The following is a 15,615-nucleotide window of genomic DNA, read 5'->3' as shown; positions in this document are numbered from 1 at the left end:
TTTTATTATTATGTTGTCCCGTCCTGAAATAGCGATACACTAAAACTTTAGTGTAATGAAAACATCAGAAAACACAGGTTACGTTAAGCGTACCCAAAAAGATTACTCCCTTTCTTTTAAACTAGAAGTTGTCCAAGAAATAGAGCAAGGATTTCTAACTAGAAGCCAAGCACGTGACAAATATGGCATTCAAGCTGGTTCGACCATTACCAGATGGTTAAAAAAATATGGTAACTTTGACTGGCAAGAACAAATCTCCACCAGTATGTCTACAACTCCCGAGCAACGTATTTTAGAATTAGAACAGCAAGTAAAACTATTAGAAAAGCAGAAAGCAAGAGCTGAATATCTAGCAGAACGCGCAGATAAAAAAGTGATTCTTTTTGATATGATGGTTGATATGGTCGAAAAGGAATATAATATTGATGTTAGAAAAAATTACAATCCCGAGTTATTGACCGCTTCAAAGAAGCCCACAAAGAAACAGTAGTTTCTACCTGTTATTTACTCGGGATTGATAGACAGGTTTACTATAGGTCGATACAATCCAAAAGACAAAAACAAAGTGTTGCCCAAAAAGTAATAGCACTAGTGCAATCCGTTCGCATATCCATGCCAAATCTTGGAACTCGAAAGCTTTATCATATACTGAAAACACAATTAACAGCTTTAAATATTGGTAGAGATAAACTCTTTAGAATACTAAGAGCAAACCATTTACTTATAAAACCAAAACGAAGTTATCATGTTACAACAGACTCACATCATCGTTTTAGAAAACACAAAAACTTAATAAGTACTTTAGAAATTAAAAAACCAGAACAAGTTTGGGTTAGTGATATCACATACACAGGAAACAGAAAAAATCCATCTTATCTCGCTTTGGTTACAGATGCTTATTCTAAGAAGATTGTAGGGTATAATGTATCTAACAGTTTAAATGCATCTGGTTCTATATTAGCTTTGGAAATGGCTATTAAAAACAGAAAATATAAACAAAAAGGTTTGATTCATCATTCTGATAGAGGTTTACAATACTGTTCTGATGACTATCAAGAAAAACTAAAAGATAACTTTATAAAACCAAGTATGACTGAACAATATGATCCTTATGAAAATGCTATCGCAGAACGTATAAATGGTATTTTAAAACAAGAATTTGGTATAGCGAAACACAATGTGGATTTAAAGCTAAGGATCATTTTAATTAAAAATGCAATAAAAATTTACAATAAAAAAAGACCGCATTGGTCTAACAACATGTTAACTCCAATACAAATGCATCAACAAAACACTTTAAAACCAAAACGATATAAATCAAAAAACCTGAACAATAGTAATATTGTTCAGGTTTAATTTATAAATTTAATCCTTTATTAATCTGTATCGATTATTTAGGACTAGACAAAATTTGTTATTACAATTCTAATGCTTTTTTAATATCGTTATCCATTAATAATTCAATTGGATTTTCTAAAGCTTCTTTTACAGCTACTAAAAATCCAACAGATTCTTTGCCATCTATAATTCTATGATCGTATGATAGCGCCACATACATAATTGGACGAATTTCAACTTTACCATCAATAGCAACAGGGCGCTCCACAATATTATGCATCCCTAAAATACCACTTTGCGGCGGGTTAATTATTGGTGTAGATAGCATGCTTCCAAAAACACCTCCATTAGAGATAGTAAATGTTCCTCCTGTCATTTCGTCAACAGTAATTTGTCCGTCGCGAGCACGAATAGCTAATCGTTTTACTTCAGATTCAACACCTCTAAAACTTAAATTTTCTACATTACGCATTACAGGAACCATTAGACCTTTAGGCCCAGACACTGCAATACTAATATCACAAAAATCGTAAGAAATCATTTCTTTGCCATCAATCATTGAATTCACTGCAGGATACATTTTTAATGCTCTAACTACAGCCAAAGTAAAGAAACTCATAAACCCTAAACCAACACCATGCTTTGCTTTAAACGTTTCTTTATATTCTGAACGTAATGCAAAAATAGGTGACATATCTACTTCATTAAAAGTAGTTAACATGGCTGTTGTGTTTTTAGCTTCAACTAAACGCTCTGCTACTTTTCTGCGCAGCATAGACATTTTACTACGTGATGTTCCTCTGCTTCCACCTGTAGGTGTTCCCATACTTGGTACTGCATTTACAGCATCATCTTTAGTTACTCTACCATCTTTTCCTGTTCCAGAAATTGATGAAGCATCCATATCTTTTTCAGCTAAAATCTTTTTAGCTGCGGGACTTGCCGTTCCTGTAGCATATGTTTTAGCCTCAGTCTCCTTAGCTTTTGGCGCTTCGGTTTTTGGTGTATCTTCCTTTTTACTTTCTTTTACATCTGCCCCACCTTCTGGTTTTTCAGCACTAGTATCAATTAAACATACTACTGCTCCAACCGCAACGGCATCACCTTCTTCCGCTTTAAGCGTAATTGTTCCGCTAGCTTCAGCTGGCAACTCCAGAGTTGCTTTATCACTATCTACCTCAGCAATAGCTTGGTCTTTTTCTACATAATCGCCATCTTCAACTAACCATGTTGCTATTTCTACTTCTGTAATAGATTCCCCTGGTGATGGTACTTTCATTTCTAAAATCATGCTCTATAATTTTAATTGTATATGAATTTTATAAATATCATTTTTAATTTTCTATATTGAAAACAGCGTTTATAACACGTTGTTGTCTTCTTTTATCTCGAGTACTAGACCCTGGTGCTGGAACAGAATTGTATGGTCTTGAACAAACTTCTAGCTTAACCAAATCCATACGTTGCATAATATAACTCCAAGCTCCCATATTCTTAGGTTCTTCTTGTGCCCAAACATAATTTTCAACGTTTGGATAACGATTAATTGCTTGTTGAATTTTTTCTAAATGCAATGGGAATAATTGTTCTATTCTCACTAATGCCACAGTATCATTATTTAGTTTTTCTCTTTCAGCTAATAAATCGTAATAGAATTTACCTGTACAGAATACTAATTTTTTTATATTTTTTGGATTTACTGTATCGTCTATAACTTCTTCAAAAGCTCCTGTTGATAAATCTTTTATAGATGAAACCGCTTTGGGATGACGTAATAAGCTTTTTGGTGTAAATACAATTAAAGGTTTTCTAAAATCACGTTTCATTTGACGACGCAATAAATGGAAGAAATTTGCAGGTGTTGTACAGTCTGCAACTATCATATTATCTTCACCACATAACTGTAAATAACGTTCTATTCTTGCCGATGAATGCTCAGATCCTTGTCCTTCGTAACCATGTGGTAACAATACAACTATCCCATTTTGTGATTTCCATTTATCTTCTGCTGCCGATAAATATTGATCGAAAATAATTTGAGCTCCATTACTAAAATCTCCAAATTGTGCTTCCCAAATGGTTAATGTATTTGGGTTTGCCATAGCATACCCATAATCGAAACCTAACACACCATATTCAGATAAAAATGAATTATAAATATCCATTTTACCTTTGCTTTCTGGGTTTATATTTAAAAGATTTATACGCTCTTCAGATATTTCGTCTCTTAAAATAGCGTGACGATGACTAAACGTACCTCGCTCTACATCTTGTCCAGAAATACGCACATTAAAACCTTCTTCCATCAAACTACCATAAGCCAAAGTCTCTGCCATTCCCCAATCTAGCGTATCGGTTTCAAAAACCATTTTTGCTCTACCATCTAAAATGCGTTCTGCTTTACGTAAAAACTTAACACCTTTTGGCACTGTTGAAACGACTTTTGATATATGTTCTAACTTTTCTTTTGGATAATTTGTTTCAACTAATTCGAGCATCGCATCTAATCCTTGACGCTCAAACGCTGTCCAACGTTCTTGCATAAACTCTCTTACTTTAGATGATTCTGCTTCTTTTGATTTTGTATATTGGCTTTCTAAAGTGTCTTTAAAATCTGAAACTATTTGATCTAAATATGCTTTATCAATTGTGTTTTCTGCAATCAGTTTATCAGAATAAATTTTAAACGGATTTTGATGCTTCGATATATTCTTATATAGTTTAGGCTGTGTAAATCTAGGTTCATCACCTTCATTATGCCCATATTTTCTATATCCTAATAAATCTATATATACGTCTTTTTTATAACGCATTCTATAATCTAAAGCCATTTCTACGGCATGCACAACGGCTTCAGCATCATCAGCATTTACGTGTAAAACTGGCGATAGCGTTACCTTTGCAACATCGGTACAATAAGTGCTTGATCGTGCATCTAAATAATTAGTTGTAAAACCTATTTGGTTATTTACAACAATATGCACAGTACCTCCTGTTTTATAGCCATTTAGTTGACTCATTTGAGCCACTTCGTACACAATACCTTGTCCAGCAATTGCGGCATCTCCGTGTACAATTATTGGAATTATTTTAGAATCATCTCCTTCATAATCAGAATCTATTTTTGCTCTTGTAATACCTTCAGCAACTGATGCAACGGTTTCTAAATGTGATGGATTTGGCACTAAATTCATCTTGATATTCTTTCCGTTTTGGTAAGTTTTATCAAGTGTTAATCCTAAGTGATATTTTACATCTCCATCAATGTTTTCGTCTTCAAAATCTTTTCCATCAAACTCACTAAAAAGCTCATTCATTGGTTTTCTAAATATATTTACAAGTGTACTTAATCGCCCACGGTGTGCCATACCTAAAACACATTCTTTTACACCATATTTTTCAACGGCATAAAAAAGCATATTGCTTATAGCTGGGATTAAAGATTCTCCACCTTCTAAAGAAAAACGTTTTTGCCCCACATATTTGGTTTGCAAAAAGTTTTCGAAAGTAACGGCTTGATTTAATTTTGAAAGTATATATTTTTTAGTTTTTGCTGAGAAATTAGGCTGATTATCATTTTTATTTAATTGATCTTGCCACCATTTAATAACCTCAGGATTACGCAAATACATGTACTCTACACCAATAGAACTACAATAAATATTATCTAAATGTGTGATAATTTCACGTAAAGTTTTAGCCCCAATTCCTAAAATTTCACCTGCGTTAAAAACCGTATCTAAGTCACTTTCAGACAGATTAAAATTATTTAACTCTAAAGTAGGCGAGTATGTACGGCGATCTCTAACAGGGTTAGTTTTAGTAAACAAGTGCCCTCGCATTCTGTAGCCATCAATTAGCCTAACAACTTGGAATTCTTTTTGAACATACTCTGGAATTTGGGTAGAAACACCTTCTATAATTTCGCCTTCTAATCCGTAATTCTCTGTACCAAAATCATACCCTTGAAAGAATGCTCTCCAACTAGGTTCTACCGTGTCTGGATTTTGTAAATATTGGTCGTATAAATCAGCAAAATATGCTGTATGTGCTGCGTTTAAAAATGAAAATTTATCCATTATTATTTTTAATACCGTAAAGGTTCGTCAAAATATTTTTCAAAAATACAACTTTTACTAAAATTAGGTGTTTCTTTTACTATATTTATAAGTAATTATTAACTGTTTAAAAAATAAGTCGTTGTTTAGTATTAAGTTTTTGATTATTTCTAATTTTACATGAATTATGCATTCATTTAAAAATAAAAAATCTAGTTTAATTTTCTTATGCTTTTTTATAACAGCTAATGTTATAATTGCACAGCAGAAAACTAATAATTTTTGGAATCAAGTTAGATATGGCGGTGGTGTTGGCTTAAGTTTTGGAGATGGTTATTTTAGTGGTACTCTTGCCCCAAGCGCTGTTTATGAGTTTGATAAAAGTTTAGCCTTAGGTATTGGACTTAATGCCACATTCAATAATCAAAAAAGAGCTTACAAGTCAACCATTTTAGGTGGTAGCTTAATTGGATTATTTAATGTTATAAATGAATTACAACTATCAGTAGAGTTAGAAGAACTTAACGTAAACAGAACCTACGATGTTAATTTGAATTTAGACAAGGAAAACTATTGGGTCCCTGCTTTATTTATTGGTGCTGGTTACAGAAGTGGCAATATAACTTTTGGTATTAGATACGATGTTTTATATGATTCTGATAAGAGCATTTATGCAGATGCTTGGATACCTTTTGTAAGGTTTTATTTTTAAATTACAAAGGCAAATAAGAACTTCCTGTTTTAACATCTAAAGCCAACTCTTTAATAGTTTTTTCTTTTAAAAATTTTAATATTTTTTTCTAGACGGACTAAGTATATTGTGTAACGGACATGGCATGTTTTCATTACATTTTTCTAAACTTATCATACAACTAGTAAGTCGCTTTTCGCCATCAATTATATTCAAAATACGAATAATTGGTTTGCTTTTATTACTCTCATTTAAGTAAAACCCACCTTTTGGCCCTCTTGTAGAGGATATAACACCTTCCTTAACTAATTGTTGTAACAATTTAGCAACATAGGCTTGCGGTACATTAATGGGCTTAGAAATATCTTTTACCATTATTTTATTGTTTTCGCTTGAACATAAAGCTAAAAATAAAACAGATTTGATGGCATATTTTGATGAGTTTGATAACATTTTTTAAATATAAAAAAATTCATTTAGACACAAAAAAGATGTTTTTATCCGAAATATGATTTTTATCATATTTTACTCCCTTGTTTGATTGTAATTTTGTAGCCTAAATTGAATATATATATGAAAACAACACTAAAATTAATGACTGCCTTATTTGTAACACTACTTTTAAGTTGTGGAGGCAAAGAAGAAAAAAAGAAAGAAGGATTCTCTTATCAAAAAAAAGCTCCAACAGAACAAACTACACCAAAAAAAGCTGAAAAAGTTCCAGCATCAAAAAGAATCGACTTAACCAACAAAGGTGTTGGTCCGATTAAGTCTGTAACATTAGGTACTGAAGTAGACCAAAAAATGGTAATTCATGGGGCAGATGTATTTAAAAAAATGTGTACAGCTTGCCACAGAGCAGATAAAAAATTTATTGGTCCAGCTCCAAAAAACATTTTAGATCGTAGAGCTCCAGAATGGGTTATGAACATGATTTTAAACCCAGAAGAAATGACTCAAAAAGACCCTTTAGCAAAAGAGCTTTTAATAGAATTTAATGGTTCTCCAATGGCAAATCAAAATCTATCAGAAGAAGATGCTAGAGCTGTATTAGAATATTTTAGAACTCTAAAATAAGCATCATAACTAAAAAATAACCAATGAAAACTATTAAACAACTATTCTTTCTTTTTGCTTTTGTAGCATTAATTTGCTCTTGTAAAAATGAAACCAAAAAAGACTCAACGACCTCTACAGTTACTGCGACTGAAAATGAATCGACAGAAAGAACTGGACAAGCTTTTATTAAAGACGATGAAAGCAAACCCACTGTTTTAAGTATTGCCATTGGCTCTAAAGACCATACAACTTTAGTTGCTGCGGTACAAGCTGCACAATTAGAAAATGCTTTAGTAAATGCAGGTCCTTTGATGGTTTTTGCACCAACTAATGCCGCTTTCGACGCATTGCCAAAAGGTACTGTTGAAAATCTATTAAAAGCAGAAAACAAGGATGCTTTAGCAAATATTTTAAAGTATCATGTAACCCCTGGAAACTATTCGAAAGACTTTTTAAAGAAATTTAAAAAACTAGGACAAGCTAATAATGGTTATGTTAAAGTAGAAGTTGTAGATGGCGAACCTTTAATTGGTGGAGCAAAAATACTAGGAAGTGTAAAAGCAGGAAATGGTATTGTACACGTTATCGATAAGGTTTTACTACCACCAACTGAATAATAAAAACACTAATTAAATTTATATAACATGAAAAATATATTAAAATCAACCCTAGCAATTTTAAGTGTTTTAGTAGCATTTACAAGTTGTAATAATTCAGGGAAATCAGGTAAATCTGGTGCCTTAGCAAGCAATATTGCGGAAAAAGTATATGTAGCTCCTGGAGAGCATGACGAATTTTACGCTTTTATATCAGGAGGTTATAGTGGCAACTTAACCGTTTACGGATTACCATCTGGTAGAATGTTTAAGGAAATTCCTGTGTTTTCACAGTTTCCAACCTCTGGCTATGGATATTCTGAAGAAACAAAACCTATGCTAAATACCTCACATGGATTTATTCCTTGGGGAGATTCTCACCATCCAGATATTTCACAAACTGCAGGTGAAATTGATGGGCGTTTCATTTTTATAAATGAAAATAATACACCACGAATTGCTAAAATAGATTTAAAAACATTTGAAACAACTGAAATTATCGAAGTACCAAACAGTGCAGGTAATCACAGTTCTTCTTTTGTAACTGAAAATACAGAGTATGTAGTTGCAGGTACACGTTTTTCTGTACCAATTCCACAACGTGATATGCCAATTAAAGATTACAAAGGTAATTTTCAAGGGGCGCTATCATTTATTAGTGTAGCTCCAGAAACTGGAAACATGGCTATAAAATTCCAAGTTTTAATGCCTGGTTTTAACTATGATTTATCACATCCTGGAAGAGGAAAATCTCATGGTTGGTTCTTCTTTACAACATATAATACAGAAGAAGCAAGTACTTTATTAGAAGTTAATGCTTCTCAAAACGATAAAGATTTTATTGCAGCTATAAACTGGAAAAAAATTGAAGAATACGTAAATAATGGTGGTGGCACAATGATGCCAGCAGATTATGCACACAATGTATATGATGAGCATACACATACTGCAACTTCTACTATGAAAAAAGAAGTACGTGTTGTTAATCCAATAGATGTTCCCGGAGCTGTATATTTCTTACCAACACCAAAATCACCACATGGTTGCGATGTGGATCCTTCTGGAGAATACATTGTTGGTAATGGTAAACTTTCTGCTAATTTAACTGTACACTCATTCACTAAAATGCTAGCTGCAATTGAAGGTGATAAATTTGATGGTGAAGCTTATGGTATTCCAATTTTAAATTTTGAAGATGTTTTAGCAGGTTCTGTTGAGCAACCAGGTTTAGGTCCATTACATACAGAATTTGATGGAAAAGGAAATGCTTACACGACATTCTTTATTTCTTCTGAAGTTGTAAAATGGAAATTAGGTACTTGGGAAGTCATTGATAGACAACCAACCTTTTACTCTGTTGGTCACTTAACAATTCCTGGAGGAAACTCTGGAAAACCACAAGGCAAATACATGTTTGCAATGAATAAAATCACAAAAGACAGATACTTGCCAACGGGTCCAGAATTAGAACACTCTGCACAGTTATATGATATTTCTGGAGACAAAATGGAGTTGCTTTTAGATTTCCCTACACACGGAGAGCCTCATTATGCAGCAGCAATGCGAGCAGATTTAATTAAAGAACGTTCTCAAAAAATATATAATTTAGAAGATAACAAACATCCTTATGCAGCTTTTACAGATGATGATACTAAAGTGGTTAGAAAAGGAAACGAAGTTCATATTTATATGACGACTATTAGAAGCCATTTCTCTCCAGATAACATTGAAGGTATAAAAATTGGTGACAAAGTATATTTCCACGTTACTAATTTAGAACAAGATTTTGATGTACCTCACGGATTTGCAGTACTTGGACAAAACACATCTGAATTATTAATTATGCCTGGACAAACTAAAACATCTGTTTGGAAGCCTACCAAAGTTGGTGTATGGCCATTTTACTGTACAGATTTCTGCTCTGCGTTACATCAAGAAATGCAAGGCTATATTAGAGTATCTCCTGCAAATAGTAACACACCATTAAAATGGTCAATGGGTGAAGATATTGAATAATAAAAAAGTTAGAGGAATTTTGTTTTAGTGTTTATTTCTCTATACAAGGCGAGAGTTGATATTTCGCTCTCGCCTTTCTTTTTAAAACGCTAAAAATTTCATAAACATAAAATTGTTTAATCATTTAGTTTTAGTAAAATGAAAAAATCAAATATCATTATGCTCATTGCGGCATTGTTGCCATTAGGACTGTTTTTATTTCCCTTATGGAAAATAACTTTAGAAGCACCACAATACCCAACGCCTTTAGGCATGTATATTCATATTAACGATTTTTCGGACGCTAATCCACATGATATAAAAAACATCAACTTAATGAATCATTATGTAGGCATGAAATATATCCCAGATGCAATTCCCGAATTTAAAATTTTTCCTTTAGGAATTATTATAACCTCTGTTATAGGCCTTTTAATAGCATTTATAGGAAATTACAAATGGTTTTTAGGATGGTTTATTTTGATGATTATTTTGAGTGCTGCAGGCATGTACGATTTTTATCTATGGGAACATGATTATGGGCATAATTTAGACCCAAAGGCCATTATGAAATTTACTAATCCAGATGGAACACAAATGGGCTTTCAACCTCCATTATTTGGAAGCAAGGATATTTTAAATTTCAGAGCACATTCCTACCCACAATTGGGTGCGCTATTTTTAGGGGCAGGTATTACTGCTGGATTTATAGCTTATTTGGTGGGCAAAAAAACAAAAAATTAAACCCTTCTTAATTAAGTCTTTCCTTTTGGAAAGTATTATTAGGATTGGAAAAACACTAAAAATGAAAACACTAAAACACTATTCAATCATTTCATTATTACTGTTGTCTTTCAGCTGTAATATATCTCCAAAAAAAATAAATTACGGAAGCGATGGTTGTCATTTTTGTAAAATGACAATTGTTGATAAAGTTCACGCCGCAGAAATTGTAACCAAAAAAGGCAAAGTATATATGTTCGATGCTACAGAATGTATGATTAATTTTATGGATGAATTTGATACTACAGAAATTGAACTTTACTTATCAAACAACTACACAGAGCCAGAAGTTTTAATTAATGCTACAAAAGCTACTTTTTTAATTAGCGAAAACATACCAAGCCCAATGGGTGCTTTTTTATCAGCATTTAAAAATAAAGCTGACGCTGAAAAAACACTGTCTGAAAAAGGAGGCGATTTATATACTTGGACAGAATTACTATCACATTTAAAAGACTAGTAGTATGAAAAATTTACTCGTTTTTTTATCAGCCATTTTAATGGCTAGCCAAACTATGGCAAAAACTATTGAGGTTTGTGGTAATTGCAAAATTTCAACATTAAAAGAAGCCATTACTCAAGCTAAAGATTTTGATACTATTATTGTTAAAAAAGCTATTTACAAAGAGCATAATATTGTCGTTAATAAATCCTTAACTATAATTGGTGAAAATTATCCTGTAATAGATGGAGAGTTAAAAGGCGAAATTATTACCATAACATCAGATAATGTTACAGTAGATGGCTTATTTATTATAAATGTCGGCACCAGTTATACTGAAGATTATGCTGCTATTCGTGTAAAAAACAGCAAAAATTTTATCATTCAAAATTTAGTTTTAGAAAAGCTATTCTTTGGAATTTATATTGAAAAATCAAGGGACGGGAAAGTGTTTCACAACAAAATTATTGGTGATGCTGTTGAAGAATACAATTCTGGAAATGGAATTCAGCTTTGGTACAGTAAAAATATTGAAATTGAACATAATTTTGTGCAGCATGTTAGAGATGGCATCTATTTAGAGTTTTCAAATTTCTGCACTATTAAAAACAACGTAAGCGCTTTAAATATACGTTATGGCTTGCATTTTATGTTTTCTAATGATGACATTTATCAAGACAACATCTTTGAAAACAACGGTGCTGGAGTTGCTGTTATGTTTTCAAAACGCATAAAAATGTACAACAACATTTTTAAAGAAAATTGGGGAACAGCCTCTTATGGTATGCTTTTAAAAGAAATTAATGATGCCGAAATTATTGGCAATACCTTTGAAGAAAATACTATTGGTATTAACATTGAAGGCTCAAACCGTATTACCTATAAACACAATAATTTTAAAAACAACGGTTGGGCAATTAAAGTTCGTGGTGCCTGTTATACCAATTATTTTTTAGAAAACAACTTTCTGTATAATTCTTTTGATATTGCTTATAATAGTAAGGTTAACGATAATGTTTTTGATAGAAATTACTGGAGTAATTACACTGGTTACGATCTTGATAAAAATGGTATTGGCGATGTACCATATAGACCTGTAAAGTTATTTTCATACATTGTAAATCGCACACCAGAAACTATTATTTTATTACGTAGTATGTTTATTGATATTATTGATTTTTCCGAAAAGGTATCGCCAGTATTTACACCAGATAATTTACTAGACAACAACCCACTAACAAAACAAATAACATGGTAAACATTAAAAATCTACATAAAAAATTTGGCAAAAACCAAGTTATAAGTGGTTTATATTTAACCATAAACGAAGGTGGTATTTTTGCAGTTCTTGGGCCAAATGGTTCAGGAAAAACAACATTGATAAAATCTATTTTAGGTATGGTTATCCCGAATGAAGGTGACATTTCTGTACTTGGAGAAAACATAAAAAAAAATTCAGACTACAGACATAAAATTAATTATCTACCTCAAATAGCCAACTTTCCTAGCAATTTAAAAGTGAAAGAATTAATCAAAATGATTAAGGACTTACGCCAAAATACAGATGAAGATGAACGCTTAATACAGCTTTTTAAGCTAGAACCTTTTTTAGATAAAAAACTAGGCAATCTTTCTGGAGGTACAAAACAAAAAGTAAACCTTGTACTAACCTTTATGTTTGATAGTCCGCTTATTATTTTAGATGAACCAACAACAGGCTTAGATCCTATTTCACTAATCAGATTAAAAGGTTTAATTCAAGTAGAAAAAGCTAAAGGAAAAACCATTTTAATAACCTCGCATATTATGAGTTTTGTTGAAGAAGTTTCAGACGAAATTGTGTTTTTATTAGAAGGAAACATATACTTTAAAGGCACTATTTCAGAATTAAAAAATAAGACCAATCAACCCGATTTCGAACACGCCATAGCATCAATACTTACAGAAAATCATGTTTAAAATATTAAAATATAGTTTTTACGATTTAATGCGTAGCCGCTGGAGTTACGTGTATTTTGCATTCTATTTATTGCTAGGTATTGTACTCTTGTTTTTAAACAACGACCTTTCAAAAGCAGTCATTACTTTAATGAATGTTATTATCGTTTTAGTACCATTAATAGGAACTATTTTTGGCGTAATGTACTACTATAATTCCAAAGAATTCACAGAGTTATTATTAGCCCAGCCTTTAAAACGTTCATCTATATTTTTAGGGCAATATTTAGGTGTTGCTTTATCACTTTCTATGAGTTTAATTTTAGGTTTAGGCATTCCGTTTGTTTTTTATGGTCTATTTGAAAGTAGTGCCATTTGGGATTTTTCTTTACTACTAATTACAGGAACTTTTTTAACATTAATATTCACAGCTTTAGCTTTTAATATTGCACTATCAAACGAAAATAAGATAAAAGGTTTTGGGTATGCCATTTTACTATGGTTATTCCTAGCAGTAATTTATGATGGTTTGTTTTTAATGACCCTAATTATGTTTGAAGATTATCCGTTAGACAAAGTATCGTTAATTGGTACGATGCTCAATCCAATAGATTTATCAAGAACACTCATTCTTTTAAAATTAGATATTTCGGCATTATTAGGGTACACAGGAGCAGTTTTTAAGCAATTTTTTGGTACTAATTTCGGATTAATTGTATCTTTTATAATGCTAACTGTTTGGGTAATTTTACCAGTTTTAAGAATTATATTCAAATCTAAAAAGAAAGATTTTTAAGCCAATAATTGACATTAAATTATGAAAATAAAAACCTTATCCTTAATACTCATTTTAATTGTAACACTAAGTTGTAAAAATGCAACAAAAGCTGAAGAAATTTCAGTAGCAGATAATTTAGAACTTAATTTAAACAATGGCGAAAAATGGATTGCAAACCTTGAAACCCATAAAGGTATTAAAATTATGGATTCTATTATTTCTGATTTTAAAAAAAGGGAACAAAAAGATTATACGAATTTAGGCGAAATCCTTTCAGAACAAACTAGTTATATAATTAAAAACTGCTCAATGAAAGGCGAACCACATAATCAGCTACACGTGGTTTTAATACCGATGTTAGATAAGATTTCAACCATAAAAGAATCAAATAACAACACTAAATCTAGTAAAACTTTAATAGAATTAGAAACCTTAATTAAAACTTATTTTAATTATTTTAATTATTTTAAATTATAAAAATTAGTGACAATAATCATGTTTACTTTACTTCGTTTCATATAAATTTGCATCATGCTAAAAGTAATAACTCGTAACATAACTGCTTTTATATTAGTCTTTATATTATTCGCACATAATATAAACACGCTTGTTATTGTTGGAGATTTTATTGTTAATCAAGACTTTATAGCAAAGACATTATGTATTCAAAAAGAAGAGCAAAAAGGTTGTAATGGTAAATGTCAATTACGCAAAGAACTCTCTGAAAATAATGGAGATTCTAACAACTCAGATAATCCTTTACAAGAAAGTAAACGTATTGCCTTAGATATGTTTTGCTTATTAACTATAAACACCGTTAAAAGTGTATTTGTTTCTTCAAGTACCTTTAAGCAAAATACAACTTTTAAAACTCCAAAAATTAATAACATGTATCTAGATATAGATACACCTCCACCAAATTTTAGTTAGTTTTTCGATTTATAAAATCACTTAGATTTTACTTCTATGTCTTGCTTATTTTGTTAAGCGAGCAGGAGGTTTTCAGACTTATTTTGAACATCAAAAATAAACTAAAATGAATTTTAAATATTTATTACCTATCCTATCTATTGCAATTTTTGCAATATCCTGTTCAACAGATAACGAAACACCAATAATAAACGAAGTTGAAGATCTTATAAAAATACAGGAAATAGCTAATACCACACATACCATAGAGCTGTTTAATACCACTGGAGATTTTAAAACAGGCTATAATAATGTAAGTATTAGAATAAAAGATAACGAAACAAGTAGTTATATAAAAAACGCAACACTTTCTTGGATGCCCATGATGCAAATGCCAACAATGCAGCATTCGTGTCCTAAATCTGAAATCACAAAAACCATAGATAAAGAAACCGTTTACCAAGGTTTTATCATCTATCAAATGACGAATGCCGATGGCTCCGGTTGGTCTTTAACCATTAATTATAATATTGATGGAACAGATTATACGGCATCTAATACTATTACAGTTTTACAGTCAGAAAAACAAAATACTACTAGTTTTATGGGAAGCGATGATAGTCGATATATTATTGCCTTAATTGAACCAAGCGAACCAAAAATTGCAATTAACAATCTTAAAGTTGGCCTTTTTAAAATGGAAAATATGATGACTTTTCCTGTGGTTGAAGATTACACCATTACACTAGATCCTAGAATGCCAGGAATGGGCAATCATAGTTCACCAAACAACACCGATTTAAGTTATAATAAAGAAGACCACATGTATCATGGTGATTTATCGTTAACTATGACAGGGTATTGGGTGCTCAATTTAAAACTAGTTAACAAACACGACGAGGTATTAAAAGGAGAAGATGTTACAGATACTAACGAAAAAAGCTCATTGTATTTAGAACTCGAATTTTAAATAATTAGTTATCACACTGAGCGTAGTCGAGGTGCCCTTTTTAGCGTAAAACTATGCT

At 31.6% G+C, this 15,615-nt stretch carries 17 protein-coding genes; 14 read left to right on the top strand and 3 right to left on the bottom strand.

The genetic code is table 11. From position 1 onward, the window contains the following. Positions 1 to 55: 55 nt before the first annotated feature. Both RG22_RS17990 and RG22_RS17635 read left to right on the top strand, forming a co-directional pair. Entirely contained in the window at positions 56 to 490 is a 435-nt protein-coding gene (locus RG22_RS17990) for a transposase (RefSeq protein WP_034040217.1), read from the top strand. Further along, complete coding sequence (locus RG22_RS17635; protein ID WP_204244199.1) at positions 454 to 1,356, top strand: IS3 family transposase; 903 nt, start codon at positions 454 to 456, stop codon at positions 1,354 to 1,356. Before RG22_RS17990 ends, RG22_RS17635 begins: the two co-directional genes overlap by 37 nt. Positions 1,357 to 1,417: 61 nt before the next feature. On the opposite strand, the gene odhB is transcribed toward RG22_RS17635, so the two are convergent. Then, the gene (gene odhB / locus RG22_RS09660) at positions 1,418 to 2,629 is read right to left on the bottom strand and encodes a 2-oxoglutarate dehydrogenase complex dihydrolipoyllysine-residue succinyltransferase (RefSeq protein ID WP_034042805.1); all 1,212 of its coding nucleotides are present in this window, start codon (positions 2,627 to 2,629) and stop codon (positions 1,418 to 1,420) included. A 43-nt stretch (positions 2,630 to 2,672) separates the two neighbouring features. Then, entirely contained in the window at positions 2,673 to 5,417 is a 2,745-nt protein-coding gene (locus RG22_RS09655; protein WP_034042803.1) for a 2-oxoglutarate dehydrogenase E1 component, read from the bottom strand. A gap of 166 nt (positions 5,418 to 5,583) precedes the next feature. On the opposite strand from RG22_RS09655, the gene RG22_RS09650 reads away from it, so the two are divergent. Beyond that, positions 5,584 to 6,108, top strand: coding sequence for a hypothetical protein (locus tag RG22_RS09650; RefSeq protein WP_034042801.1), 525 nt, complete (start codon positions 5,584 to 5,586; stop codon positions 6,106 to 6,108). A gap of 75 nt (positions 6,109 to 6,183) precedes the next feature. Here the strand turns inward: RG22_RS09650 and RG22_RS09645 are convergent, their stop codons facing one another. Further along, positions 6,184 to 6,540 (bottom strand): RrF2 family transcriptional regulator, encoded by a 357-nt coding sequence (locus RG22_RS09645; RefSeq protein ID WP_244462139.1) that lies wholly within the window; start codon positions 6,538 to 6,540, stop codon positions 6,184 to 6,186. A 120-nt stretch (positions 6,541 to 6,660) separates the two neighbouring features. On the opposite strand from RG22_RS09645, the gene RG22_RS09640 reads away from it, so the two are divergent. The 11 genes from RG22_RS09640 to RG22_RS09590 all read left to right on the top strand — a co-directional run bounded on the left by RG22_RS09640 (position 6,661) and on the right by RG22_RS09590 (position 15,557). Further along, positions 6,661 to 7,164, top strand: a complete 504-nt coding sequence (locus RG22_RS09640; RefSeq protein ID WP_034042800.1) for a c-type cytochrome — start codon at positions 6,661 to 6,663, stop codon at positions 7,162 to 7,164. Between the two features lie 23 nt (positions 7,165 to 7,187). Next, a complete protein-coding gene (locus RG22_RS09635; RefSeq protein ID WP_034042799.1) occupies positions 7,188 to 7,763 on the top strand; it encodes a fasciclin domain-containing protein in 576 nt (191 codons plus the stop codon). 27 nt (positions 7,764 to 7,790) lie between these two features. Beyond that, positions 7,791 to 9,758 carry a Sec-dependent nitrous-oxide reductase gene (nosZ, locus tag RG22_RS09630; RefSeq protein ID WP_052143694.1) on the top strand — a complete coding sequence of 656 codons (1,968 nt, stop codon included), beginning with the start codon at positions 7,791 to 7,793 and terminating at the stop codon, positions 9,756 to 9,758. A gap of 138 nt (positions 9,759 to 9,896) precedes the next feature. Next, on the top strand, positions 9,897 to 10,481 hold the full coding sequence (locus RG22_RS09625; protein ID WP_034042796.1) for a hypothetical protein: 585 nt from the start codon (positions 9,897 to 9,899) through the stop codon (positions 10,479 to 10,481). A gap of 61 nt (positions 10,482 to 10,542) precedes the next feature. Further along, positions 10,543 to 10,980, top strand: coding sequence for a nitrous oxide reductase accessory protein NosL (locus RG22_RS09620; protein WP_034045938.1), 438 nt, complete (start codon positions 10,543 to 10,545; stop codon positions 10,978 to 10,980). A gap of 4 nt (positions 10,981 to 10,984) precedes the next feature. Continuing rightward, positions 10,985 to 12,220 (top strand): nitrous oxide reductase family maturation protein NosD, encoded by a 1,236-nt coding sequence (locus RG22_RS09615; protein WP_052143693.1) that lies wholly within the window; start codon positions 10,985 to 10,987, stop codon positions 12,218 to 12,220. Beyond that, positions 12,214 to 12,921, top strand: coding sequence for an ABC transporter ATP-binding protein (locus RG22_RS09610; protein ID WP_034042793.1), 708 nt, complete (start codon positions 12,214 to 12,216; stop codon positions 12,919 to 12,921). The genes RG22_RS09615 and RG22_RS09610 overlap by 7 nt, the downstream gene beginning before the upstream one ends. Beyond that, entirely contained in the window at positions 12,914 to 13,696 is a 783-nt protein-coding gene (locus RG22_RS09605) for an ABC transporter permease (RefSeq protein WP_034042791.1), read from the top strand. The genes RG22_RS09610 and RG22_RS09605 overlap by 8 nt, the downstream gene beginning before the upstream one ends. A 21-nt stretch (positions 13,697 to 13,717) precedes the next feature. Next, positions 13,718 to 14,155: a hypothetical protein gene (locus tag RG22_RS09600; protein ID WP_034042789.1), complete on the top strand. Its 438-nt coding sequence runs from the start codon at positions 13,718 to 13,720 to the stop codon at positions 14,153 to 14,155. A gap of 54 nt (positions 14,156 to 14,209) precedes the next feature. Beyond that, positions 14,210 to 14,608: a hypothetical protein gene (locus tag RG22_RS09595; protein ID WP_034042788.1), complete on the top strand. Its 399-nt coding sequence runs from the start codon at positions 14,210 to 14,212 to the stop codon at positions 14,606 to 14,608. A 106-nt stretch (positions 14,609 to 14,714) separates the two neighbouring features. Beyond that, complete coding sequence (locus tag RG22_RS09590) at positions 14,715 to 15,557, top strand: hypothetical protein (RefSeq protein ID WP_034042785.1); 843 nt, start codon at positions 14,715 to 14,717, stop codon at positions 15,555 to 15,557. The last annotated feature ends 58 nt before the right edge of the window (positions 15,558 to 15,615 follow it).

Origin of the sequence: Wocania ichthyoenteri Th78, from assembly GCF_000789235.1 — a bacterium.
Taxonomy (GTDB): Bacteria; Bacteroidota; Bacteroidia; order Flavobacteriales; family Flavobacteriaceae; genus Wocania_A; species Wocania_A ichthyoenteri.
The sequence above is the reverse complement of the archived record's forward strand: the minus strand, read 5'-3'. Positions and strand labels throughout refer to the sequence as shown.